The organism is Bifidobacterium saguini DSM 23967, assembly GCF_000741715.1.
GTDB lineage: Bacteria > Actinomycetota > Actinomycetes > Actinomycetales > Bifidobacteriaceae > Bifidobacterium > Bifidobacterium saguini.
Genome location: NZ_JGZN01000018.1, coordinates 26,298 through 50,450, shown reverse-complemented (window position 1 = coordinate 50,450; position 24,153 = coordinate 26,298). Strand labels below are relative to the sequence as shown.

The 24,153-nt window shown below is 57.8% G+C and carries 31 protein-coding genes and 1 tRNA gene; 28 read left to right on the top strand and 4 right to left on the bottom strand.

What is annotated here, in order from left to right:
- Positions 1-11 precede the first annotated feature (11 nt).
- The 6 genes from BISA_RS10975 (at position 12) to mmsB (ending at position 7,979) form a co-directional block, all read left to right on the top strand.
- The gene (locus tag BISA_RS10975) at positions 12-650 is read left to right on the top strand and encodes a sugar O-acetyltransferase (protein ID WP_033891991.1); all 639 of its coding nucleotides are present in this window, start codon (positions 12-14) and stop codon (positions 648-650) included.
- Between the two features lie 27 nt (positions 651-677).
- Positions 678-2,669, top strand: a complete 1,992-nt coding sequence (locus BISA_RS10970; RefSeq protein ID WP_033891990.1) for a right-handed parallel beta-helix repeat-containing protein — start codon at positions 678-680, stop codon at positions 2,667-2,669.
- Between the two features lie 474 nt (positions 2,670-3,143).
- Positions 3,144-3,335, top strand: a complete 192-nt coding sequence (locus tag BISA_RS10965; RefSeq protein WP_033891989.1) for a hypothetical protein — start codon at positions 3,144-3,146, stop codon at positions 3,333-3,335.
- 585 nt (positions 3,336-3,920) lie between these two features.
- Positions 3,921-5,027 carry a substrate-binding domain-containing protein gene (locus BISA_RS10960; protein WP_033891987.1) on the top strand — a complete coding sequence of 369 codons (1,107 nt, stop codon included), beginning with the start codon at positions 3,921-3,923 and terminating at the stop codon, positions 5,025-5,027.
- A gap of 152 nt (positions 5,028-5,179) precedes the next feature.
- Positions 5,180-6,721 carry a sugar ABC transporter ATP-binding protein gene (locus BISA_RS10955; protein ID WP_237746157.1) on the top strand — a complete coding sequence of 514 codons (1,542 nt, stop codon included), beginning with the start codon at positions 5,180-5,182 and terminating at the stop codon, positions 6,719-6,721.
- A 43-nt stretch (positions 6,722-6,764) separates the two neighbouring features.
- The gene (mmsB, locus tag BISA_RS10950) at positions 6,765-7,979 is read left to right on the top strand and encodes a multiple monosaccharide ABC transporter permease (protein WP_033891985.1); all 1,215 of its coding nucleotides are present in this window, start codon (positions 6,765-6,767) and stop codon (positions 7,977-7,979) included.
- A 305-nt stretch (positions 7,980-8,284) separates the two neighbouring features.
- On the opposite strand, the gene BISA_RS10945 is transcribed toward mmsB, so the two are convergent.
- The 3 genes from BISA_RS10945 to BISA_RS10935 form a co-directional block, all read right to left on the bottom strand.
- Complete coding sequence (locus BISA_RS10945; RefSeq protein ID WP_033891984.1) at positions 8,285-8,632, bottom strand: hypothetical protein; 348 nt, start codon at positions 8,630-8,632, stop codon at positions 8,285-8,287.
- A 116-nt stretch (positions 8,633-8,748) separates the two neighbouring features.
- Positions 8,749-9,051, bottom strand: a complete 303-nt coding sequence (locus tag BISA_RS10940; protein ID WP_237746152.1) for a hypothetical protein — start codon at positions 9,049-9,051, stop codon at positions 8,749-8,751.
- Between the two features lie 154 nt (positions 9,052-9,205).
- Positions 9,206-10,726 (bottom strand): xylulokinase, encoded by a 1,521-nt coding sequence (locus BISA_RS10935; protein ID WP_033891983.1) that lies wholly within the window; start codon positions 10,724-10,726, stop codon positions 9,206-9,208.
- Positions 10,727-10,953: 227 nt separating this feature from the next.
- Between BISA_RS10935 and BISA_RS10930 the strand changes: the two genes are divergently transcribed.
- The 3 genes from BISA_RS10930 (at position 10,954) to BISA_RS10920 (ending at position 12,969) form a co-directional block, all read left to right on the top strand.
- Positions 10,954-12,177, top strand: a complete 1,224-nt coding sequence (locus BISA_RS10930; protein ID WP_033891981.1) for an ROK family protein — start codon at positions 10,954-10,956, stop codon at positions 12,175-12,177.
- Between the two features lie 61 nt (positions 12,178-12,238).
- A tRNA-Ile gene (locus BISA_RS10925) sits at positions 12,239-12,312 on the top strand.
- A 432-nt stretch (positions 12,313-12,744) separates the two neighbouring features.
- Positions 12,745-12,969 carry a helix-turn-helix domain-containing protein gene (locus tag BISA_RS10920; RefSeq protein ID WP_237746151.1) on the top strand — a complete coding sequence of 75 codons (225 nt, stop codon included), beginning with the start codon at positions 12,745-12,747 and terminating at the stop codon, positions 12,967-12,969.
- A 17-nt stretch (positions 12,970-12,986) separates the two neighbouring features.
- Here the strand turns inward: BISA_RS10920 and BISA_RS10915 are convergent, their stop codons facing one another.
- Positions 12,987-13,580 carry a hypothetical protein gene (locus BISA_RS10915; RefSeq protein WP_033891980.1) on the bottom strand — a complete coding sequence of 198 codons (594 nt, stop codon included), beginning with the start codon at positions 13,578-13,580 and terminating at the stop codon, positions 12,987-12,989.
- Positions 13,581-13,711: 131 nt separating this feature from the next.
- On the opposite strand from BISA_RS10915, the gene BISA_RS10910 reads away from it, so the two are divergent.
- The 19 genes from BISA_RS10910 to BISA_RS10840 all read left to right on the top strand — a co-directional run bounded on the left by BISA_RS10910 (position 13,712) and on the right by BISA_RS10840 (position 23,996).
- The gene (locus BISA_RS10910; protein WP_033891979.1) at positions 13,712-13,909 is read left to right on the top strand and encodes a hypothetical protein; all 198 of its coding nucleotides are present in this window, start codon (positions 13,712-13,714) and stop codon (positions 13,907-13,909) included.
- Positions 13,909-14,163 (top strand): hypothetical protein, encoded by a 255-nt coding sequence (locus tag BISA_RS10905; protein WP_033891978.1) that lies wholly within the window; start codon positions 13,909-13,911, stop codon positions 14,161-14,163. Before BISA_RS10910 ends, BISA_RS10905 begins: the two co-directional genes overlap by 1 nt.
- Entirely contained in the window at positions 14,160-14,327 is a 168-nt protein-coding gene (locus BISA_RS13030) for a hypothetical protein (protein WP_156099613.1), read from the top strand. The genes BISA_RS10905 and BISA_RS13030 overlap by 4 nt, the downstream gene beginning before the upstream one ends.
- Positions 14,317-14,493, top strand: coding sequence for a hypothetical protein (locus BISA_RS13200; protein WP_162832219.1), 177 nt, complete (start codon positions 14,317-14,319; stop codon positions 14,491-14,493). Before BISA_RS13030 ends, BISA_RS13200 begins: the two co-directional genes overlap by 11 nt.
- A gap of 478 nt (positions 14,494-14,971) precedes the next feature.
- A complete protein-coding gene (locus tag BISA_RS10900) occupies positions 14,972-15,328 on the top strand; it encodes a hypothetical protein (RefSeq protein WP_033891977.1) in 357 nt (118 codons plus the stop codon).
- A gap of 47 nt (positions 15,329-15,375) precedes the next feature.
- Positions 15,376-15,522, top strand: a complete 147-nt coding sequence (locus tag BISA_RS10895) for a hypothetical protein (protein ID WP_156099612.1) — start codon at positions 15,376-15,378, stop codon at positions 15,520-15,522.
- The gene (locus tag BISA_RS10890; RefSeq protein ID WP_033891975.1) at positions 15,522-16,259 is read left to right on the top strand and encodes an HNH endonuclease; all 738 of its coding nucleotides are present in this window, start codon (positions 15,522-15,524) and stop codon (positions 16,257-16,259) included. The genes BISA_RS10895 and BISA_RS10890 overlap by 1 nt, the downstream gene beginning before the upstream one ends.
- 123 nt (positions 16,260-16,382) lie before the next feature.
- A complete protein-coding gene (locus BISA_RS10885; RefSeq protein ID WP_033891974.1) occupies positions 16,383-16,691 on the top strand; it encodes a hypothetical protein in 309 nt (102 codons plus the stop codon).
- Positions 16,688-18,133 carry a hypothetical protein gene (locus tag BISA_RS10880; RefSeq protein ID WP_033891973.1) on the top strand — a complete coding sequence of 482 codons (1,446 nt, stop codon included), beginning with the start codon at positions 16,688-16,690 and terminating at the stop codon, positions 18,131-18,133. The genes BISA_RS10885 and BISA_RS10880 overlap by 4 nt, the downstream gene beginning before the upstream one ends.
- 85 nt (positions 18,134-18,218) lie before the next feature.
- A complete protein-coding gene (locus tag BISA_RS10875) occupies positions 18,219-19,343 on the top strand; it encodes a phage portal protein (RefSeq protein ID WP_081890122.1) in 1,125 nt (374 codons plus the stop codon).
- Complete coding sequence (locus BISA_RS10870; RefSeq protein WP_033891970.1) at positions 19,340-20,929, top strand: phage major capsid protein; 1,590 nt, start codon at positions 19,340-19,342, stop codon at positions 20,927-20,929. The genes BISA_RS10875 and BISA_RS10870 overlap by 4 nt, the downstream gene beginning before the upstream one ends.
- Entirely contained in the window at positions 20,926-21,084 is a 159-nt protein-coding gene (locus tag BISA_RS13025) for a hypothetical protein (protein WP_156099611.1), read from the top strand. The genes BISA_RS10870 and BISA_RS13025 overlap by 4 nt, the downstream gene beginning before the upstream one ends.
- On the top strand, positions 21,081-21,947 hold the full coding sequence (locus BISA_RS10865) for a hypothetical protein (protein WP_033891968.1): 867 nt from the start codon (positions 21,081-21,083) through the stop codon (positions 21,945-21,947). The genes BISA_RS13025 and BISA_RS10865 overlap by 4 nt, the downstream gene beginning before the upstream one ends.
- A 14-nt stretch (positions 21,948-21,961) precedes the next feature.
- A complete protein-coding gene (locus BISA_RS10860) occupies positions 21,962-22,291 on the top strand; it encodes a head-tail connector protein (RefSeq protein WP_033891967.1) in 330 nt (109 codons plus the stop codon).
- The gene (locus BISA_RS10855) at positions 22,288-22,671 is read left to right on the top strand and encodes a hypothetical protein (protein ID WP_033891966.1); all 384 of its coding nucleotides are present in this window, start codon (positions 22,288-22,290) and stop codon (positions 22,669-22,671) included. The genes BISA_RS10860 and BISA_RS10855 overlap by 4 nt, the downstream gene beginning before the upstream one ends.
- A 2-nt stretch (positions 22,672-22,673) precedes the next feature.
- Positions 22,674-23,090 (top strand): hypothetical protein, encoded by a 417-nt coding sequence (locus BISA_RS10850; RefSeq protein ID WP_152597272.1) that lies wholly within the window; start codon positions 22,674-22,676, stop codon positions 23,088-23,090.
- A 17-nt stretch (positions 23,091-23,107) separates the two neighbouring features.
- The gene (locus BISA_RS13625) at positions 23,108-23,233 is read left to right on the top strand and encodes a hypothetical protein (protein ID WP_161786511.1); all 126 of its coding nucleotides are present in this window, start codon (positions 23,108-23,110) and stop codon (positions 23,231-23,233) included.
- Positions 23,230-23,649, top strand: a complete 420-nt coding sequence (locus BISA_RS10845) for an HK97 gp10 family phage protein (RefSeq protein WP_033891964.1) — start codon at positions 23,230-23,232, stop codon at positions 23,647-23,649. The genes BISA_RS13625 and BISA_RS10845 overlap by 4 nt, the downstream gene beginning before the upstream one ends.
- Positions 23,646-23,996, top strand: a complete 351-nt coding sequence (locus BISA_RS10840; protein ID WP_033891963.1) for a hypothetical protein — start codon at positions 23,646-23,648, stop codon at positions 23,994-23,996. Before BISA_RS10845 ends, BISA_RS10840 begins: the two co-directional genes overlap by 4 nt.
- The last annotated feature ends 157 nt before the right edge of the window (positions 23,997-24,153 follow it).

Genomic DNA, 24,153 nt, shown 5'->3' with positions numbered 1-24,153 from the left:
GAGGCAATGCGATGGCGCATGATCTTGAACAGCTTAAGCGTGATTATCCGGATGTAAAGGCTTTATTTGCCGACGATTGGCTGCAATATCGCAAGTCAAAGATCCTGCCGGAACTGACGCGTGAGTCGCAGGAAATGAGCGATCGCATCAATCGCATATATTTCGAGGATACGGCTGAGGCTGAACGGCTCTTTCGCGAACTTGTGCCTGAGGCAGGGGAGGGGGTGGATTTCAGACCTCCGATCCGTCTGGATTATGGGTTGGGATTGAAGATAGGCGACCGCACGTTCATCAATATGGATTTCCTTGTTGTGGGTGGCGGCCCGATCTCCATCGGCTCGGACTGCCTGATTGGGCCAAGGGTCAGCATCTATACACCGAACCACGCCATTGCACGCAAACCCAGACTTGAAGGATGGCAGCACAATGAAGATGTAGCCATCGGCAACAATGTGTGGATTGGCGGCAATGCGGTGATTTGCCCAGGCGTGACCATTGGAGACAACACCATCATTGGTGCCGGTGCCGTGGTGACGCATGATATCCCAGCCGATTCCATCGCCGTAGGCAATCCCTGCCATGTGATTGGCCAAGTGCCCGAGGATTGGACACCTGAGCAGCGCGCCGAAGTTGAAGATAATTCAGTGTGAGTTTTTCAAATACAAAGGAGTAATGCAATGACGCAATATCACGTTTCGGCTTCGGCGGGTTCGTTGTCGGGCAATGGCACTGAGGCCAACCCATTTATGACGATCGGCCAAGCAGCAGCGATTGCTCATGCCGGAGACGAAATTGTTGTGCATTCGGGCATATATCGCGAATCGGTAGATCCCCGATTTGGCGGCGAAAGTGAGACGAATCGCATCACGTATCGCGCTGCTGAAGGTGAGCCACGTCCGATTATCACAGGTTCCGAGCATATTGACACATGGGTGCCGGAAGGTGACGGCGTGTGGCGGGTTGAGATTCCGAATACGTTTTTCGGTAGCTACAACCCATACATTGAGACGGTCTTCGGTGACTGGACTGTCTATCCTGACCCGAGAGAGGAGGTTCGTCACCTCGGTGATGTGTATCTCAATGGCAAATCATTTTACGAAGTCTCCTCGCTTGATAAGGTGCGTAACCCTGAGCGTTGGGATACTGGGCGTGACGCCGCTACGGATACGGTGGTACCTCTTATTGACCCAGAAGCAACGGTGAACGTATGGTGTTGCGCCGTTGATGCTGAGCGTACAGTCATCTGGGCTAATTTCCATGATGTCAATCCGAACGAGGAACTGGTTGAAATCAATGTGCGACAAACCTGTTTCTATCCAAGCCGCACGTTTGTCAATTACATTACGGTCTCAGGTTTCGAGCTGGCTCAGGCCGCTTGCCCGTATACGCCACCAACCGCCGATCAAATTGGACTGATTGGCCCGCATTGGTCTCGTGGCTGGGTGATTGAGAACAATCTCATCCATGATGCGAAATGTTCAGCTATATCGCTTGGTAAGGAAATCTCCACTGGAGACAATGATTCGACTCGTACACGCCGCAAGTCCGGCTACCAGTACCAGAAAGAGGCTGTGTATAAGGCACTGCATACTGGATGGAAGAAGGGCGTTGTTGGCGGACATATAGTGCGCGACAACGTGATCTACGATTGTGGTCAGAATGGTGTGGTCGGTCATATGGGTTGCGCATTCAGCCTGATTGAGCATAACCATATTTCTCGTATCGGAACCAAGCGCGAATTCTTTGGCTGGGAAGTTGCGGCTATCAAGATGCATGCGGCGGTTGATACGGTGATTCGGGGCAATCGCGTGCACGATTCCGTGCTGGGCATGTGGCTGGACTGGCAGGCGCAGGGCACCATAGTGGATTCGAATGTGTTCTATCGCAACACTCGAGATGTTATGACCGAAGTAACTCATGGACCGATTACGTTCATGAACAATGTGTTCGCCTCAGAATTTAGTTTTGATGATTATGCACAGGGTGCTGCATTCATCAATAATGTATTTGCTGGTCGTATCCGTCATGCGCAGGTTCTGGATAGGTCCACGCCATACCACTTCCCGCATTCCACTGATGTTGCCGGTGAAGCTTTCGTGTATGGCGGTGATGACCGCTATATCAACAACCTGTTTATGGGACTTAGCGGTGTTCAGAGAAGCGAGCGTACCGTTGATGCTGTGGGTAGCGAAACTGTGGTGGATACCGGTAGCGCATGCTTCGAAAAAAGTCCGCACTCACTTGCTGAATATGAGCAAAGTGTTGCGAATGCCGGCTTAGGCGATGAAGAAATGATTCGATACCTGCCTCAGTCAGTGGAGCTTTCTTCCAACACCTATCTTGGGGGTGCGCAGGCGGCTTCGTGGGAGCCTGGTTCGCAGGTGAGCGCTGAGTCGGGTTCTCTTGGTTTGCGAGAGACGGATGAAGAATTGTGGCTTACGCTTCATTTACCGAATGATGCGATGCAAGTAACCGGTGCGGTGGTGTCCACCGCCGATTTGGGCCAACCTCGTATTGTGGAGGAATACTTCGAATATCCGGATGGTTCGCCGATTGTGGTGAACCGTGACATTGTGGGTGATTCGCGCGATGAACAATCTGCGCGTGGCCCTCTTGCCTCATATCCGAGAGGCGAAGTGCTCATATGGAGTAGTGCCATGTCCCGTTGATGATTGCTGGTTGAGGAATGGTCAGATGCCTTGGCATGGTTGCGAGGTATCTGACCATTGTTGTTTGTGATTCCTGCTTTATGGAGTGGTTTGTGTTCGTGTTACCGAACAGCATGGGTGGAATGCATGCCACAATCGTGCGTTTTTGCTGATATTGCACTGTTGTGACACGGCGTTATCGGTAGACTGACCGAGGTTATAGGGATTTTCGCGGTACAACAGTGCGTACAGTCTCGAAATGCGCTGGCGTGGCATGTTTGAATGGTACGTTAACGCAAATTGCCCGATATTGCATTGGTGTGGCAGGCATTACGTTTGAGGACTGCACTCAATTTCATATTGGGACGTAGCTTTGGACCTGTCAATAGATGCTGATGATTTGCATTCGTAACACAACGGGTATATGGTTAAATCATTAAACTAAATAATTAATTCCACTCTGCGTACCTGCGCAACGTCAATGGAGATACTGCTATGCACGCACATCGAATGTTGTTATTCTCGCTGGCTTTGCTGGCGGTGGCTTATGCCGCGTTGTTGTTCGTTGATCCCGTGGCGGCGCCACTCGGCGCTCTGCTGACCGCTGCCGGCCTGGTTCTGGTTTCCACCCGCTATGCCTGGCGGCCGAAGTTCCTTGCCCTCTTTGAAATGGGGGAGTCGGACTGACGTTTGCCAAGGTATGGGTCGAAAAAGTAATCCGTAATGCCGTTCTGCTTGTGGGCAGGACGGCATTGTTGTTGTAGGGATGATGTGGGTGGAACGTTTTGTGCGAATATAAGGACTGTATGATTCATGGGCTTTGTGACCGGTTTTCGCGTGGGGCCTGTTCGAGGCGTAGAAGAGGGCCGGATATTGGATTGTGCCGCTGAGCGTGTTGCCATGAATCAAAATGTGTATATATGAAATGAATTATTGTATTTTGATTGAATAATGTGAGTTTTTGCTTGGAGATATTGAGGTATGCCTGGGTCTGGAACTCGACCGAATGTCGGCGTGTCGCGTTTTTCCCCGTTGATGATATGTGTACTTTCTTGAACTAAAAAACGTTAATACTCTGTCATTGTTACCGCTCACATTTAGTTAGGCGAATGAATCAAATCTGTCAAAAATGGCGTTATTTCAGTAAAAGTCACCAATTGGTAATTGTTAAATCAAAAAACTATGTGGTATATTTTTAACAGGTTCGGCAAGGTTGCCGGAACCAAGGAAGAGGAAATCAAAAGTTCCTATTCAGTGACGAAAGGAATACCCATGAACAAGTGGACCAAGGCCCTGGGCGTAATTGCTGCTACCGCCATGCTTGTCCCGCTGGCCGCCTGCGGCGGTTCCCGTGGTACCACCACCGCCGGTGGTAGCGGATCGGACACCGTCAAGGTCGGTATCTCCATGCCTGAGCAGATGCTCGAGCGTTGGAAGATCGATGGCGAGAACCTGAAGAAGCAGCTCGAGGGCTACGGCTATGACGTTACCCTGCAGTACGCAGACGGCAAGACCGATCTGCAGACCTCGCAGATTCAGAACATGGCCAACAATGGTATGAACTACGTGGTCATCGCATCCATCGATGGTACTGCAACCGGTGCCGCTGCCGAGCAGGTCGCCGCCAACGGTGGCAAGGTCATCGCCTACGATCGTCTGGTCATGAACACCGACGCCGTGGACTACTACACCACCTTCTCCCTCGAGGATGTCGGCCGTATGCAGGGCGAATACATCGAGCAGAAGCTCGGCCTGAAGGATGGACAGAAGGGCCCGTTCAATGTCGAGCTGATGGCCGGTTCCCCGACCGACAACAACGCAGGCTACTACTTCAAGGGCGCTTGGGATGTGCTCGGACCGTACTTCAAGTCCGGCGTCCTGCAGTCCAAGTCCGGCAAGGTTCCGGCCTCCGCTGATGATTGGCAGTCCATCGGTATCGATAACTGGGATCGTCAGAAGGCCCAGAACGAGATGGAGAACCGTATCAACTCCTTCTACAACGACGGCACCAAGCTCGACGCAGTCCTCGCGCAGAACGACGCCGAGGCAACCGGTACCTACAACACCGTAGAGGCTGCTGGCTGGGACTACTACCCGATTATCACCGGCCAGGATGCTGAAAAGGCCAACGTTCAGGCCATCGTTCAGGGCAAGCAGTCCATGACCGTCTACAAGGACACCCGTGAACTCGCCAAGGCCACCGCCGAGATGATCAAGGCTCTGGTCGAAGGCAAGGAGCCGAAGGCACCCGATACCTTCAACAACGGCGTCAAGGATGTTCCGTCTCAGCTGCTGACCCCGGTTACCGTCGACAAGGACAACCTGAAGAAGGTTCTCGTTGATGGTGGCTACATCTCCGCTGCCGACGCTGGTCTGTGATCGCACACATAACCAACTGACCAGTAACAAGCGAAACGAATAGATAAGGAGGCGCCGCACTGCAACGATGCGGTACGGCGCCTTCACCATGCACAGTGACGAAACTATCGGAGGAGGTAACTGTGGCTACAAACGATGACGTGATTTTGGAGATGCGTCATATCGTCAAGCGCTTCGGCCCGGTCACCGCATTGAACGACGTGAATATCCTGGTCAAGAGGGGCCAGATATTCTCGATTTGCGGTGAAAACGGTGCCGGCAAGTCGACCCTGATGAACGTGCTGTCGGGCGTGTACCCGTACGGTACTTACGAGGGCGACATCGTATACAACGGCGAAACCTGCAAATTCAAGACGATTCGCGATTCCGAGGAAAAAGGCATCGTGATCATCCATCAGGAACTTGCACTGGTTCCCTACATGTCCATCCAGGAGAACATCTTCCTGGGTAACCAAAAGAAGAAGGGCATCGCAATCGATGCCGACGAACAGCGTCGCATCGCCTACGACGTGATGAAGAAGGTCGGTCTGGATGAGAACCCGGACACCCTGATCTCCAACATCGGCGTCGGCAAGCAGCAGCTCGTCGAAATCGCCAAAGCCCTGACCAAGAACGTGAAGCTGCTCATCCTCGATGAGCCGACCGCAGCATTGAACGACGAGGATTCCAAGAACCTCCTCGACCTGATCGATGGCCTACGCCGCGAGCAGGGCATCACCGCCATCATCATCTCCCACAAGCTCAACGAGATCGCCTACTCGGCAGACGCCGTACAGGTGATTCGAGACGGCCACACCATCAGCCATATCGACATCGATGCCGAACATCCGCTCGACCAGGATGTACTGATTCGTGACATGGTCGGTCGTCCGCTCACCAACCGCTACCCGGTGCACGAGAGCCACATCGGTAAGGAGATGTTCCGCATCGAGGATTGGAAGATGCATCATCCACTCGATGAGACTCGTCTGGTCGCCAAGAACGTGAGCTTCAACGTGCGCGCAGGTGAAATCGTAGGTCTTGCAGGCCTGATTGGTGCTGGCCGCACCGAAACAGCGATGAGTGTGTTCGGACGTCAATACGGTGTGAACGCCTCCGGCAAGATCTTCGTGGAAGGCAAGGAAGTTCACTTCCCGACCGTGCGCTCCGCCATCGACCACGGTGTGGCATACGCCACTGAAGACCGTAAGGTCTACGGTCTGAACCTCATGAAGACCATTCGCGAGAACACCTCCCTCGCAAGCCTCAAAGAACTCTCCAACAAGCTTGGAGTGGTCAACGAAACCAAGGAGAAGCAGGTCGCGGAGAAATACCGCAAGGAATTCCGTACCAAGGCTCCGACCATCGAAATGCCGGCAGGAAACCTCTCCGGTGGTAACCAGCAGAAGGTCGTGCTGGCCAAATGGATGGCCACTGACCCAAAGGTCCTGATCCTGGATGAGCCCACACGAGGCATCGACGTTGGTGCCAAGTACGACATCTACGAGATTATTGACCAGCTTGCCGACTCCGGCTCAGCCGTGGTGGTTATCAGCTCCGAACTTCCTGAGCTGCTTGGTATCTGCGACCGCATCTACACGATGAGCGCAGGTCAGATCACGGGCGTGTTCAACGCCAAGACCACCAACCAGGAGGAGCTCATGCGTTATATGACCTCCGCAACCCCGCTGCCCAAGGATCAGGTATTCGCCTGACCGCGCGCCCGGAAAAACGTTCTTTGAAAGGAAATTGCTGAAAATGTCTACTGCAACCGCAACCCCCGCCGCAAAGAAGGGCGGAGAGGAACAGAGCCTCAAGTCCCTGTTGCTGGGCAACATGCGCTCCTACGGCATCTATTTGGCCCTCGTGCTGGTGATTATCGTCTTCCAGATTTTGACCAGCGGCCGCCTCCTGAACCCGAACAACGTGGTCGCACTGTTCCAGCAGAACGCATACGTGCTCATCGCCGCCATTGGTATGTTGATGATCATCATCGCCACCCATATCGATTTGTCTGTGGGCTCCGTGGTGGCCTTCATCGGTGGTGTCGGCGCACTGGCCATGAAACACGGCGTACCGTGGTGGGCCGCAATCCTCTTGATGATCGTCATCGGCCTCGCAATTGGTGCATGGCACGGCTTCTGGGTCGCCTACGTCGGAGTCCCTGGCTTCGTGACCACCTTGGGCGGCATGCTCATCTTCCGTGGTCTCGCCACCGTCGTCGCCGGTGAATCCATCCCGGTCTCCAACGCAGCGTTCCGCTCCATCTCCAAGGACTACATCCCGACCATCTTCGTTGGACCGTTTGCATTGACCGCACTGATCGTCGGCATCGCCGCCATTGTGCTTGTGGTATGGAGCCAGCTCACCAAGCGCGCCAAGGCCGTCAAGAATGGTCTGCCGGCCCAGCCGATGAGCTTCGTCATCCTGAAGTGCGTGGTCGCAGCACTCGCCATCGGCTACGTGACCTACCTGCTGGCCATGTCCGGCAACGCCACCCAGGGCGGTATCCCAATCGTGCTCGTGATCATCGGCGTACTGGTGTGCGTGTACTACTTCGTCTTGAACCGCATGGTCTTCGGTCGTAACGTCTACGCAGTCGGTGGCAACCGCAAGGCCGCCATCCTCTCCGGCATCGACACCAAGAAGGTCGACTTCGAGATCTTCCTGAACATGGGCTTCCTGGTCTCCATCGCCTCCATTATCACCCTCTCCCGTCTGGCCTCCGCTTCCGCACAGACCGGTATGGAGTTCGAGATGGACGCCATCGCCGCCTGCTTCATCGGTGGCACGGCCGTCACCGGTGGTATTGGTACCATCCCGGGCGCTATGGTTGGTGCACTCATCATGGGTGTTCTGAACCAGGGTCTGTCCATCATGGGTGTGGATGCCGCTTGGGTTAAGACCATCAAGGGCCTCGTCGTGATCGCCGCAGTGGCCTACGATCTGCTCTCCAAGAAGAAGAAGGGCTGATGTTGCACCTGGTAGTCGGGGTGTGCGCCCGGTTGCCACGGGGATAGGAACTTACTTGGTTCCCTCCTCCTCCGAAAGGGACGTCGTCTAGGCGGCGTCCCTTTTTCGTGCATGCGGGAGGGTGCTTTCTGCGGGTGCGTTATAGTTCTACATGCAGGCTACGAACCCAAACCTTCACTATGTATGCGGTAAAACCATGAAGCCGCATACATAGTGAGGATTAAGACACTAAAACCGGCGCTATGTATGCGGGATCTTCGTCGAGCCGCATACATAGCGCCGGTTGAGATGCAGAAGGCGGGATATTACTTCTTCTTGGCCTTCTTAACACGCTTTGGCTTGGTGGCCGGCTTCTTAGGCTCAAGGAACGGCCACTTGTTCACAGCCCAGGTATGAAGTGCCGGAATCTTACCAATGGCGAATCCGATGACCAGGCCGATAACAATGCCCCAAGTCTCCAGGTCACGTCCAGCGACCAGCAGTCCGATAAAAATCAAGGCGATAATAAAACACATCATCTGCGATGCTTTGGATTGCTTGGCCGTGACCTGATCGGCCTTCATTGGAATAAGCCCCAGAAACAGGCCGCAGGGAATGCAAATGATTCCCAATACAACGCTGATAATGATGGACATGGTTGCAGTGGCTTCCATTGGTACTCCTTGCGCCGTTGATATTCATGCGCAACTATGACGCATGCACTGTCTGAAAACGATACTAGTAAAGCGGTAAGCCGCCGCATAGGCCGCTTACCGCTTTGTGATGAAAACTATTGGTTATTGATTTGAGGAGACTGCTGCTCGGCGGGGGAACCGGAATCCATCTTGGAGTCTTCAGTCTCTTCCTCAGCGTCTTCTGCAGCATTTGATGAAGGACCGTCTTCATCATCCTTGCCGGGTTGGCGCCACCAGATAATCAGCGCGTTTGCGGCACAGTACACGGCGGCGATGCCAATGCATACGAGGAAAATGATGTTGGATGTGCTGATTATGGTGCCGTCCGACATAGATTCCTTAACGGATTGATAAATCCATACCACGCAGGCCACGGCGGTCAGGGCGTACAACATCATACGGGAGCGATTATTCATGGGATCTCCAGACTTATTCAAACGAACTGATTATAGCGAGCTTGAACGAAAAACCGCCGTGGCAGTCAGCCGAGCTCGTATCGGTTGCCCACCACGGCGGTAGCGTATTCAGTTATATTGCATCACAATGCTGCAATCAGCCGCGAGCCTTGGCATAAGCCTCGTATACGGCTTCGGTCGGTTCGCCGGTTTCCACGCCCTCGATGTTGAGTTCCCAAGTCGGCGGTTCGGCCTCTCCGGAAAGCACCCAGGCTGCCTGACGGGCGGCGCCGATGGCCACATACTCGTCGGTTGCAGGGCGAGTCACATCCATGCCGAGGATGGAAGGTGCCAGCGTGCGGATGGCCACAGACTTGGCGCCGCCGCCAATCAGCAGAATGCGGCTGATCTGAGCGCCCAGCGAACGAATCAGTTCAAGGCAGTCACGCTGAGAGCACAGCAGACCCTCAACGAATGCGCGGGCAAGATTTTCCTTAGTGGTGTTGTGCAGCGTCAGACCGGTCAGGGAAGCGGTGGCATCCGGGCGGTTCGGCGTGCGCTCGCCATCGAAGTACGGCACCAGCGTGATGCCGCCTGCGCCAGGCTCGGACTTGAAAGCCAAGTCAGCTAGCTCGTCGTAATCCACGCCGAGGGCTGCGCGGCCGGCATCCAAAATACGGGAACCGTTGATGGTGCAAGCCAGCGGCAGGTAATGGCCGGTGCAATCCGCGAAACCGGACACTGCGCCGGTCAAGTCATAGACCGGGTTCTCGGCGATGGCCGCAGCCACGCCGGAGGTGCCCAGCGAGATGGAAACATCGCCGACTGCCATACCCAAGCCCAGAGAAGCCATAGCGTTATCACCGCCGCCAGGGCCCAGAATGCAGCCACCTTCAACATCCTTGCCGGCAATGGCAGGAGATGCCTTGACGGCGGCGGCTTCGGTCGGTCCGAGCACGGTGGGAAGCACGATGGCGTCAGCGTGAGCCTTGGCCGCCTCTTCGCCTTCTGCTGCGGCCAACACCATAGCAATCAAATCGCGGCGGTATTCGTTGTGTGCGGCATCGTAGTAAATGGTGCCGGAGGCGTCGGAACGATCGGTGAACAGGGCCTCCAGATGAGCGTCCTCACCTTCGGCCACAGGGCCATAGCCGGCAATGCGCCAGCTCAACCAGTCGTGTGGCAGGCAGACGGCCGCAATCTTCTTAGCGTTCTCCGGCTCGTTTTCGGCAACCCAAGCCACCTTGGTGAGGGTGTAGGAAGCCACAGGGGAGGAGCCGACTGCCTTGACCCAGCGCTGCTTGCCGCGAGCGATGACATCTTCCGGTTCGCCGTCTTCGGCAGGAGCTTCGCCAAGCTTCTCAATCAAAGCGGCAGCCTGCGGTGCAGAGCTGATGTCATTCCACAGCATGGCGTCGCGAATAACATTGCCCTGCTTGTCCAGGATCACCATGCCATGCTGCTGGCCGCCCACGGCCAAAGCGGCCACATCGTCCAGCCCGCCAGCCTGTTCGGCGGCTTCCTGGAATGCCTTCCACCAGAACTCAGGGTTGACTGAAGTGCCATCTGGGTGCTTGGCCTGACCGAAACGGACCAATTTGCCGGTTGCGGCGTCTGTAATGCGAACTTTTGTTGATTGGGTTGACGTATCGACGCCAGCGACCAAAATCGTTGCCATGAATTCCTCCTCAATGAGGCTAAAGCGCTTGTGTTCGGCGCGTCTTGACCAATAAGTTAGACGATTAAACTATACTGTATTCCAACGTCTGAATGCAAACGGAAACACGCAACGATGCGCTTTCCTATGCGTGGGATGACGCATAATGCATAATGAGTCGAACAGATGTGAGCGTTCACTAGAAGTCAGCGGTTCATAATGCAACAGCAACGAAGGGGTGAGGTACCATGACGAATCTACGCAGAATCAATCAGGAAGATCTGCGCAATCATAATCTTTCGGTAACGCTCGATGCCTTGCTGCGTGCGCCCAAGCCGATGAGCCGCGCTGATTTGGCTAAGGAAACCGGTCTGACCAAAGCTACGATGTCATTGCTGTCTTCAATGCTACTGGAAAGCAAAGTAATCAGTGAAGGTGATCCGGTAGTTTCCACGGCATATGGACGCCCTAGCACACCGCTGGAAATTCGAGGCGGCAGCGTGGCCGGCATTGGATTGCAGATCAATACCGACGGCTATGGGTGCTTGGCTCTTGATCTGAACGGCGATACCTTAGGTCAGGAATGGGTCAGCGAAGACATGACCGGTACTGATCCATATGAGATTTTCGCCAAACTTGATGCGATGACTTTTCCTTTGGAAAACCGTCTCAAAAGGCGTGGCTGCAAAGTGGTAGGTGCCGGACTCGCCTTACCCGGTATTGTGACTGAAGACATGTGGCTGCTCGTGGCCCGCAACCTTGGCTGGGAAAATGTGAACCTGACTCGATTCAATGTTGTGCGCAGGCTGGATGTGGTGGCCGGCAATGAGGCCAAAATGGCTGCTATTGCGCAGATTCCAGGGTATGCCACCAAGCGAGCGGACTTTTTAAACGTGGTGGACCGTATGGATTCATTCATCTACCTTTCCACTGATATCGGCATCGGTGGCGCTGTGGTTCGCGATGGTGCCGTGGTGTCCGGCTCGCATGGGTTCGCCGGGGAGATCGGTCACATGTCCGTATCCATCGATGGGCCACTTTGCCGCTGCGGCCGCCACGGTTGCTTGGAGGCATTCGCGGGCCGCCGAGCACTGGTGGAAGCTGCGGAAATCGCTGAAGACGAGGAGGCCACGAGCACCAAGGCCATCGAGGAATTCCTGAAACGATGGCGGCAAGGTGACCCGGTGGTGGCCAAGGTGGTGGATGAGGCTACAGATGCGCTGGTTTCCGCCATTGCGTCCGCCGTCAACATGGTGGATGTGGATACCGTATTGCTCGGCGGATTGTGGACGCATTTCGGAGACGAGCTTGGCAATGTGCTTGAAGGCCGATTGCGCTCCGAGATTCTTGGCTACCCGAACGTGAAAATCCGCGTTTTCGTGCCGCCTGTTGCGGAACATCCGTCACTCTATGGAGCAGCGGAAATGGGACTCCGGCGTTTCATTGAGAATCCGTTGCAATACATGGAGTAAGTCGGCGGGGCAGGGGCATGCTACACTATCCAAGTTGGCTTTTGCCGATGCAAACCAATGTGGGGCCGTAGCTCAGTCGGTTAGAGCATGCGACTCATAATCGCCCGGTCCAGGGTTCAAGCCCCTGCGGCCCCACTCATTACTCGCAGAAATACCGCCATTCTTGGATTCATCCGAGGTGGCGGTATTTGCGTATCCCAGCACTTCCGCAGCAGTTAAATTATCCTTCATGAGTAAATCAAGTGAAACGTGAAGGAAGTCAGCAGCTGAACATGCTTCGTCAAGAGTCCAGTTGGCTTTACTTTGCAAGCGTGATGCCATCGCTTGAGGGGATACACCCATAGCGTGAGCTAAATCTTTTTTCCTCAGGCCACGCGCGGTAAGCATTCGAGAAACGTTCATTGCTAGTACGTCTTGCCTACGCTTAGTTGCGTTCGGCATTGCCATAGTTGCTGTCATGTTTTGATATTTTACTACGGATATTCCGTAAGTACTGGCGTTTCGTAGTTGCATATACAGATATTTACGTGTATTAATTACAGATATTCTGTAGTTAATACTGAAAGAATGATGATGATTCAGAATCTAAGAAAGCTGATGCGAGCCAATCACGTTAAGCAGCGTGAACTCGCTAGCGTGCTTGGGGTATCTGAGCAGGCCGTGAGCGACAAGTTTCACGGCCGTACCAATTTCACTCTTCGTGACTTGTCTCGTATCGCCGACTACTTCGATGTGAGCCTTGATTACCTCACTGGCCGTTCCGATTACGCGAAGCCCTTGGAGGTGGCGTGATGACTCCAGCGCAGATTCTAGTCGAAATGACGCTTAATGACCTTCGAAGAGAGGACTCCTACGGAGTTTTCCCAGTAGATTGTGACTTCGATATCCATGTGCGCCCTGTGATCGTAGACGCCGGGGATGTAAAGGAAGGTTGTTCTGGCCTGCTCGACTACATCGCGTATTTGCGGGGTGTCGATAATGATTTGGCGGCCGGCCGGAATGTCGTGCTGTATCCTCCGAGACTCGTTGAGTCTCCATTCTGCGGACTCGCATCCTTCCTCGGGAACACCCGTGATGACTACGGCCACATTGCAGGCGGAATCGGTGCCGATATTGGACAGGGTGAACACTCCTGCGTCATCAATCTCGAGTGTCCAATCGACGACCTCGTGCGTCGTCTCTCGCAGGTGCTGGCTCCTGCTGACTTCGAGCGCATCTTGTGCGATTTGGTTCGCGCGTTCGCTCAACTCGTTCGCTTTGTCGCTCTTCCCGAGCGCTTGCGCGGCGATGTCGTTGGCTCCCTGCGCTTTCTTATTGCCTATTACCGCCGCTATTGCGGCCCCAACGGCCGCGCCAGCGGAAATACCGGCAAAAGCAAGCGAAGCCATCACGTCAACTCCCATTATTCTTCCTTCCTTCGTCGGTTCGTCATGGGGCTTGTTTCTTCTTCCTTATCAAGCCTACGGCGGGGGAAGGAACCTAAACGTTGTCAACCCTCTGCTTGCAAAGCAGATGCGCCAATGGAGGTGGGATTATGAGTACCCAGATCAATGTGGTCGTGCATGACCGACACAGGGACGAGGTGATGGTGTCTGTCATCGGCGATGACGGCAGCGCTTACTCGCGTCTGGTGGGAGCTGCTGATTTGCAGCAGTGGATTGACGAGCTTCGGCTGGCCCAGCGCCAGCTCGGGTTCTTTCAGAGGGATTCAAGCAAGAGGGAGGCGTCGTGATGCGGTATGAAATTACGACCGCTCCGAACGAGGTGCGGCCGGGTGATCTGGTGGTGTTCCGGTTGCAGACGAAGAGCAGTGTGAAGTGGTCTTGCGGCCCGGTGCGTTGTTTCACGGACGACAAGGACGCGCCGGCGATAGTGCTCACGTCGGGTTCGATACCCGAATACGCAGGTTATGAGCTGATCTGCTGCATCCGGTCGATTCCCGATGCGGAACAGTTGTCCGTCGATGATGAAGGCGTGGTGTCGTGATGTTCGGGTGGCTGTATAGACGGTTTTTCCTGTTCGCGGCGGTGTTCGTTGGTTTGGTGTTCGCGGTGTGTGGTTTCTGGCTGCTGCTGGGCGTGACGTGTTTGTGTGCTGGCATGGTGACCGCGGAACTGCCTGAGCGTTTGGAGGCGTGGCATGGCTTCTAGGCTTCAGGTGCAGGCGGTGCCGGATTATCCTGGCCTGTTCTATCTCACGGGTGATTCTGGGGATATCCAGATACGTCAGGTGTTGACGTTCCCTCAGGTGGAGGCGTTGCGCGCGTCCATCAATGATGCTTTCGCGGTGGACGCGAGGCGGCGAAGACACCTGTGATTCTTCTTCGATAATTTCATGCGCCGTGATGGGTTACGACCGTCGGTGGATCCTAGCGCGTTAAAGTACCCGGCCGCGCCTTGCCCAGCGCGTTACAAACACACGTCATGTGGTGGCGTGGTTACAACGGCGGCGCGGGGCCGTCATGCGGGTTTACTGAACGGCCACGGGCGCATTGTCAGGGCGCAACAGGGTGCATCACCGCCAAAATGGGGCGGGCCCGTGGTCGTAACCTTGCGCGCAGGCTTCGGCCTGCTTCCTTCAAGCGACAACCGTGGCTCCGTTACGAAGCACTTGGGGGAGCCCTACCGGAAATGATTGGCGAAGCCTTGCGGCTTCCGGCCGTTTTCCGGCTTGGGTTCCCCGCTCTCCCGTTCACCACCCGAAGGCCACATGAAAGACCAAGGTGGCCGGGGCAATCAATCAGAACATCAATCGGAATTTCAATCAATGCTTTACAGGGAAGCGAGGTCAGATTATGGGTTATGCGGTGGATTACAGGCCGACGAGGAAACGTGCGAGGCGGCAGGTTCCGGCCAATAAGGCACAGCGCACGAAGGACATCAAGAACGCGATTCGTTGGAATCTTCCGCGTCTGGAGCATGACACGGTGTCAAGCGAGTACGTGACCGAGGAACAGGTACGCAAGCTGCTGAAGCTGAACATGATCGCTCGCACCGCCGACCCGGAGGGCGTGCATGTGCTTCGCCAGCTGTCCAGTTCGAAAGAGGGTGGCTACGCGGTGATTCACAAGCCGGAACGCATCGCCGGCGTCTACCGGTTCCGTCGTGACGATCTTATCGCCTCGCTCAAGGCGTGGGTGGGCCTGCTGTGAACCCGAAGACGAAACTGACCACCGCGCAGGCGGCAAGATACGTGGGCATGAGCAAAAGGCAGATGGAACGCATGAGATGCGACGGCACCGGCCCTACATGGTTCAAGGCCGGTGACGCCATCAACTCGCCGTGCATGTACGAGCTGGCCGATCTGGATATGTGGGTGAAGACGCAGAAGGGGAAGGTGGAGTGATGGCGAGGCGTCAGGTTGTCGGTGCGCGCGTGCGGCAGACCGTCATCGACTTGTGGGGCAATGAATGCTGGCTGAATCTTCCCGGCTGCACCAAGGTCGGTGAAGAGGACGACCATATCATTCCGTTCAAGGCCGGTGGCCAGGGCACCGTTGCGAACATTCGCCGCGCGTGCAAGCATTGCAACATCAGCCGAAGCAATCGCGTGTTGTCGGGCTATGGGGCCACGTTGCATGTGGTCATGGGGCCGCCGTGCGCGGGCAAGAGCTCATATGTGGCCGAACATGCCGGCAGTGGCGCGCTTATCCTGGACTTCGACCGTTTGGCCGAAGCTTTGATGATGGACGTGGACGTGAAGCACGAGGCCACTGGCCCGCTCGTGGCCACGGCGCAGGGCGCTTGGCAGGGTGCCTATAACAAGCTCGCGAGAATGAACGCGCCGGTCGAGGTGTGGCTTATCAAGTCGCTGCCGTCCACTCGCGCGCACCCGCGCCTGCTGGAGGAATGGCTGGCCCTTGACTACGAGCTGCATGTGGTGGACCCCGGCGCGGCCACGGTGTTCGACCGGCTCGCTGCCGAGCATCGCAACGAGGGCGCGAAGCTCACGGCCAGACAATGGTATTCGCTCCATCTCACGCAGGAATTGCTGGACGCGAGGCAGCGTGCGCGACGCGCACGGCTCGCGGAGCTCGGTCTGCGCAATCAATGCGAACGAATCGACGCGAGGCCGCAATGGTAGTCGCTTTTTTAAACGGCCGGACGGCCAAAAGACCCCGCGCCAAGTTTTTTTTCTCTCTCGAAACGAGCAAAAAAAATTCTTGAAAACGGCGGAATAGCAACGAAAACAGGAGATTGAAAAATAATGAGCCAGGAAACCTTGCCGGGCTTCGAAGCCTACGACAACATCATGGCGGGGCTGCAGGAAAAGGCCACCAAGGAGCTTATCGAGGACTTCGTGCATGGGCGCAAGCTTAATTCGCGCGCCGTGTTCATCTGCAAGACGATGGTGAACATCGCCCGCAACTTCGACGTGCTGAACGCCAAGGGCCGCGACACGAGCCGTGTCATGGGCCAGCTGCTTCTGTGGTTCCAGGAGCTCAACGAGATGTTCCCCGAGGAAAAGGAAGTCAACCCGGCCCTCGCCGACCTGCTGCAGCAGGCGAAGGCATGACGCCGGTACGCGGCGGCACCCCGCGTAATCTCGAACGACGGACGGATGGGCCCATCGTCGCCAGGTTCGCCCAGCTGCTCGGCACCCCGCTATTGCCGTGGCAGCAGCTCGTGGCAGACGTGGCCGGTGAAATCGACCCCGTAACCGGAACCTACTATTACGACACCGTGATTCTCTCGACGCCCAGACAATGCGGCAAGTCAACGCTCGTGGACGCGGTGGACACACGCAACTCGCAGTGGGGGCCCGACCGGTTCATCTACTATCTTGCACAGACCGGCAAGGACGCTGGCGACCACTTCAAGAAATACCTGAAGACCATTCAGGCGTCACCTCTCGCGGACATCACCACACGCCCCTACATGGGGGCCGGAGACCTCCGCCAACCATTCGTCAACGGCAGCGTGATAATGCCGAAATCAGTGACGAAGGTTGCCGGCCACGGAGTCCAGGGCGACAAGATCACACTCGATGAGGCGTTTTCACTGTCCGAAGAGACCGGCAACACGATTCTCGACGGGTTCATGCCGACTATGGCCACCCGATTGAAGGCCACCGGCGTGCAACCCCAACTATGGATAACCTCGACCGAAGGCACCGCCGATTCGACGTTCTTCAACAAAAAGCTTGACACATGCCGCAAGGGCGAACAGTCGCGCCGCACCTGCTGGTTCGACTTCGGCCTGCCCTCGGGCGAAGACCCCGAAGACCTCGACGCCATCATGCGCTACCACCCGGCAGCCGGCCTGCTTTGGGACAAATCACAGCTCAGGGACTTCCACGAGCAGTTCCGCGACAACCCGGCAGGGTGGGCGCGAGCGTTCGGCAACCGGCGCGACGAAGGCATCACTGACCGCGCCATAGACGAAACCACATGGAACACCACCGCCACCATGCCGGTGACACCGGCCGAACTCGGAGACCGGCCGGTGGTGTTCGGCATCGCCGTTGACGTGGACGCCACCCATACCAGCATCAGCGCCGGCATCGTCAACAGCGACGGCACCATAACCACGCAATTGCTGAGGATTCTCGACGGCACCGGATACGCGCCCGCCGAAATCACGAGACTGTGCGAAACCTACCATGCGCCCGCCGTCATCGATGAACGCGGCACCGCCGCCGACCTCTCCGACCGGCTGCATAATCTCACCGACCGGAACGGCGACCCCGTCATCGAGTTCGTGGACATGGACGCGGCCGACTTCCTGACCACCGGACAAAGCTACGTGAGCGGTTTGAACAACGGAACCATCAAACATGCCGCCGACCCCGACCTTGACGCCAGCGCGGCCAACTCGGCACGCAAATGGGCCGGCGACGCATGGCGGCTCAGCCGACGCGGCAGCACAGGCCTCACCTCGCCGCTCGAGAGCTGCATGTTGGCCGCATGGGGAGCCGCGCACCGCCCCGAAGAGGCAGGCCCTCTGCAAATCTACTGACGTTTGGCGGTACTTGGCGGTACTTGGCGGCACTTGGCGGCACGGTGGTGGACGGAAACCGTGCCGGCCTCGCATAATCGGCGGCATGAACAACCGTTTGAGCCTCTGGCAGCGTATGAAGCTCGCCGGGCGTATCCTGACCCGCAGCGATGCGGATGATATGCCCGAAGGCATCAGGCCACCCAGCCGAGAGCCGGTGTGCGACCCGTTGAGCCTATCCACCGTGTTCCGTGGCGTCCAGGTGCTGCAGACCGCGATAACCGGCCTGCCTATCCACGAGATGCGAGGCGGGTTGAAGCTCGACACCGTGAGCTCTCTTATCCTCCAGCCCGACGTGAACCGAAGCCGCCGCGACTTCCTCGCCGACATGGTGGCCAGCATGGTATTGGACGGCAACGCCTTCGTCCGACTCGTGCGCTACGCCGGCGAAGTCGTGACCTGCGAGGTGCTGCCGCCCTCATTGGTGACCGTTTCGGATGACGGCAAGGACCCGGCAGCGCCGAAGCTCCGTTACTCGTATCTCGGCCAGGACTACACGGCCGACCAGATCGTGCACTGCAAGTTCCTGAACGTGCCCGGCCGACTGCGAGGCCTCGGCCCAATCAGCGCCGCACGCGAGGAAGTCGAAAGCGCCCAGATGGCACGCGACTACAAGGCGCGCTTCTACACCGACTCCAGCAACCTCAAGGGCTACCTGTCCACCGAGGACAAAGTGACGCCCGACATCGCCAGGAACGCGAAGGAGGCATGGAAGGCCACCGGCACCGCAGGCGACATCAAAGTGCTCGGCTCCAAACTGAAATACGTGCCGTTGGACATGAAGCCAGCCGATTTGCAGTTTCTGGAAACCCAGAAGTTCGACACCACGCAGATCGCGCGACTGTTGGGCATTCCCGCTTCAATCATGCTCGCCGCCGTGGATGGCTCGAACCTCACCTACTCGAACATCGAACAAAGCTGGATTGAGTTCGCCGACTACACGCTGGCCGCCTACGCGGGCGAGATAGAGGAACTGTTCAACAGGCTGCTGCCACGAGGCCGCACCGCCGCGTTCGACTGGGATTCAAGCCGCCGCGCCGACATGAGCGACCGTTTCAACGCCTACAAGACCGCCCTCGAATCAGGGTGGATGGAAATCAACGAGGTGCGCGCCCGCGAGGCCCTGCCCCCGCTCATCAACGCGCCACAACCGGAAGAGGTGAACCAGTGAACCGTCACGAAATCGGATTCAAAGGCGTATGCCTACGCGCTGCCGAGGAAGGCGACGGCCGCACGCTGGAAGGCATCGCCGTGCCCTTCGGCAGCATCATCGACACCTGGGAAGGAGCCGAGACGTTCGACCCCGACTGCCGTTTCGATGACGCGGACAACGCCAAGCTCTGCTACCAGCACGGCGAACTCATCGGCCGCATCACCGGCACCGAAAGCCGCGAGGACGGTTTGCACATCACCGCCAGAATCTCGGACACGCAGCGAGGCCGCGACGTGGCGACCCTACTGCGAGACGGTGCCCTCGACTCCCTGTCGGTCGGCTTCATCCCGGTCGAAAACGAGGTGGACAAGCAGGGCATCACCCACCGCAAGCGCGTCCGCCTATTGGAAACGTCGGTGGTGTCATGGCCGGCCTACGAGGCGGCGAAAATCACCGGCCAACGCAGCGCCGAACCTCTCGAAAACATGTCCGAAACCGGAAAACCATCATCACAGGAAAGCGAGGAAACCCGAATGGACAAGGAACTGGCCGAAATGCTGGACGGTATCAAGGACGAACAACGCAGCCTCAAGGCCGCGCTGGCGCACGCCGGCAGCACGGACAATCCGAAGCCGCTGGGCTCGGAATACCGCACCGCAGGCGACTACCTACAGGCGCTCTACCGGGGCGAGGACACGGCCGTGCAGCTCATGCACGAATGCCGCGACCTCATCGCCACCGGCGACACCGGCAACACCACCACCTGGATCGCGGACGACCTGCGACTTATCCAGATGCGCCGCAAGGTCACCAACCTGCTGACCCACGACACGCTGCCGGCCAAGGGCATGACTATGGAATACAACGTGGTAGCCACCGACACCACGACCACCGGCAAACAGACCAACGAAGGCGGCGCGCTGCCGTTCGGCAAGGTCACGTTCGGCACCAAGAGCGTCGGCATCGACACCTACGGCGGCTACACCACCCTGTCCCGTCAGACCATCGAACGCAGCACCACGCCCATGCTCAACACCGCGCTCTCCGCCTTGCGTAACGCCTACGCGAAGGCCACCGAAAACGCGGTACGCACCTATTTGTACAACACCATCGCCACCCAGCGTGACGCCGCCACCGGTGCGAACAAGATTGACGCGCCAGCAGCATTGGCCGCCATGACCATCGACCAATGGGCCGGCCTCATCATGGACGCCGCCGAACTCGCGGACGACCGCAACGTGAGCCTCACCCGTCTGGGAGTATCCAAGGACGTGATGGCCGCCTTGATTAAGCTCAAGGACACCGGCACCCGCTTCTTCGACCTCTCCGGCGACGGTTCCGACACCATCGGCAGCTTCGACCTCACCGGCATCGCCGGCCGTTTCCTGCGAGTCCCCGTGCAGATGCTGCCGAAAGCCCCTGCCGGCACCGCCTGCTTCATCGACCCCGAAGCCGTCACCGTATGGGAGTCCGGCGGCCCCACCCAGCTGAGCGACGGCGACCCGACCAAACTCACCGAAAACTATTCGGTCTATGGCTACCTTGCCGTAGCCGCCACCCAGCCGCTGGGCCTCATTCCGGTGAAGTTCTCCCCAAAAGCGTGACGCCCACAGGCATCAAGGCCACACCGGAGAGCCTGACCGTCCGCGTGGGTGAAACCGCGAGCATCGAAGCCACCGTGACACCGGCCACAGCACCACAGACCGTGGCCGCCACCACCAACGGCACCGACCTTATCGGCATCAAGGAGAACCAATGACCACCATCAGCATCACCGGAAAACAACCGGGAACAACCAGCGTCACGATAGCCAGCACCGTCAACCCCGCGCTGAAGACCATCGTGCCCGTCACCGTGAAAAGCCTCAACCTGCTGCAATACGGGCCCGCATCAGGCAACAACCTGAACGTCACCGTCGCCAAGGACGGTTCGCTCGACCTCGCATCAGCGGAGGCCGTCGAACTCGGCAAGGGCGTGCAATGGCCGGTATTGGATTTGACCGCGTACATAGGCCGGACGCTCACCCTCGGCTTCGACGGCAACATCACCACGCTGGGCGACGTTATCGTCAGCCTGCGTAAAACGGACGGTTCAGACGGCGCAGGCGTCTACGCGGGCAAGAACAACCAGTCGTTCACCGTGACCTCCGCCAACGCAAAAACGTTGCAGCTGAAGATCTACAAGGGCGGCAACAATGCGGGCCTGATGAACGGCAACCTGAAAATCAGGCTCACCGAGGGTTCCACTCCGCCCGCTTGGATGCGGCCCGACGTGACGAATCTCTCGGGGGGGGGTATGAGCCTGCCTAACCTGTGGCCGCGGCTCGCATCCGCGCTGACCCGCAACGGGGTCACGTTCACGCCGGACGGCACCGACGTGATCGCGGACGGCACCGCGTCAGGCTGGGCCGTGTGCAGCATCTCCCTCAAGCTCACGGAAGGCGACTACCTGCTTGCGGGCAACAGCCCGCGCATCCAGATCAGTCTCGGCAACGGCGAATACCTGCGTCCCTCCGGCCTGCCGCAGCATATCCCCGCGGGCTCCTACCAGTGCGAGATAAGCCTGCCCTCGGGCACCGTATGCAATCAGGAACGGTTCGCACCATTTCTCTACAGCATCTAAAGGAGTCATCAACCTTGACGGAGTGGCAAACATACGAGGCGGCGGTACGCGACGAAATCGGCGTGCCGGCAGGAGACGACGAACGCGTGCGCCGCGCCATCGACGCGGCCATCGACTACGTGAACGGGGCCATCGGCGGCTACAGCGTGCCCGAAACCGTGAAAACGGATTGCGTGACCGCGTGCGCCGCCGACCTGTACAACGCCAGGGACGCGCGGCTGGGCGTGATGAACGTGGCTGACTCCACGCTCGAACCCTACCGCATCAGCACCGACCCGTTGCGCAGCGTCTGGCCGAAACTCAACGCGGTGGGCGTTCCCACCGGAGGCATGGTGATCGCATGAGCTCGCCAGCCATACAGGAACGCGAACGACTGATCGAGACCCTTACCGACATGCTCGGAAGTCTCGCCAGCACCGTCACCATCGACGCGCAGGAGGCCCGACCATTGCCGGGCAAGGTGTCCGTGCTCATCGACCCGCCAGACATCAGCTTCGAGGGCTGGCGGTACGTCAACCGCACATGGCGAATAGCGCTCATCGCCGGCACTCCCGCCACGCAGGCCGATGCCTTCGACCTGCTCATGGAAGCCCTCGAACGGCTCCACGAACACCGTCTGAACATGAAGGAGGCCAAACCGGCATCCTTCAGCCTCGCGGGCGTCGGCAGCCTCGCCGCCTACGAGATCACGCTCAACCCATTGGAACTCACAGAAGGAGAATGACCATGCCCATTCGAACACTCGGCCCCGGCAGTCTGAAAATCGGAACCACCAACTCGGCACGCGACTTCAGCGCCGACGTCATCAACACAGCCCTGGAACCCTCCACCGACACGGAAGACAACGACAACTTCCTCGACGGGCACGTTGAAGGCGGAATGCAGACGGAGACGTGGGCGCTCACCGGCAGCATCAAGGAGGACTTCAGCATGGACGGCCTCCAGGTGTGGTGTCTGAACCACAGCGGCCAGACGCTGCCGTTCGAATGGGTGCCAAACACCGAAGGCACCATGAAACTCACCGGCAACGTGATCGTGTCGTCCATCAAGTTCGGCGGCGACGTGAAGACCCGCAACAGCAACGATTTCAGCTTCACCGCGCTCGACGTGCAGGCCAAGGCGTACCCCGACCCAAAAGCCTGACCGTCTCACCGAAACAGGTGACTCTTAAGGCAGGGGAGACGGCAACCCTAACTGTCAGCGTGCAGCCGGCCAGCGCGGACCAAAGCGTGACCGCCGCGCCCGCTGATCCGAATATCGCGGCCGCCACTGTCACGTTGCCATGACCGGCAACATCACCGCGAACGGCAGCGCGAGCATCCAGCTCAAAGGGGCCGGCCAGCTCGCACGCGGCCTCAAAAAGGCCGGCGTGGACATGAAGGACCTCCGCGACATCAACAAGCAGGCCGCGCAGGTCGTGGCCCCCGAAGCCAAACGGCTCGCGCCCAAAGGCAAAAGCGGCAACCTCGCCAAGTCCGTGCGAGCCGGGGCCACGCAGAAGGCCGGCGTGATACGCGCCGGCTCCAAGAAGCGCGTGCCCTACGCGGGCGTCATCAACTACGGCTGGCCGAAACACAACATCAAGCCCACACGTTTCGCCAACCAGGCGGCGAAGAACACCGAACCCCAGTGGACACGACTCTACGAGGAAGCGGTGCGGAAAATAATCAACCGGATAACAACAGGAGACACAAGCAAATGAGCAGCATGAAAACCACCAAGGTCATCTACACCGACGGCACCACCGAGGAGCTGACCGTCACCATGTTCGAACAGATCATGGCCACCCGCTACCTGAAGAACAACAACCTGGGCACCGTGGCCGAGGAACCGGTGACCTTCGCCGCCTACCAGGTGTACGCGAAACTACGCCAGGAAGGCAAACTCAACGAACCGTTCGAACAATGGGTGCGTTCCGTCGTGCAGGTCGAGGACATCAAACACGAGGACGCCGAAACCCTAGAAACCGTCAACAGTCCAGTTGACATGGACACCCAGGACGCGCCGGGTTTTTCGACCAATGGGACAGCGGAAGCCTCGGCGAACTGAGCTGCATCCTTGCCGCCCGCTTCGGCGGCACCCCCTGGCAGTGGCGGCGTGAACTCCAGCCGGACGAAGCCGACTGGGGAACATGCACGCGACTGCTCCAGGAGGAGGCGGAGGAGACCGAACAAGCGAGACGCAAGGCGGGAATGTGAGGTGAAAC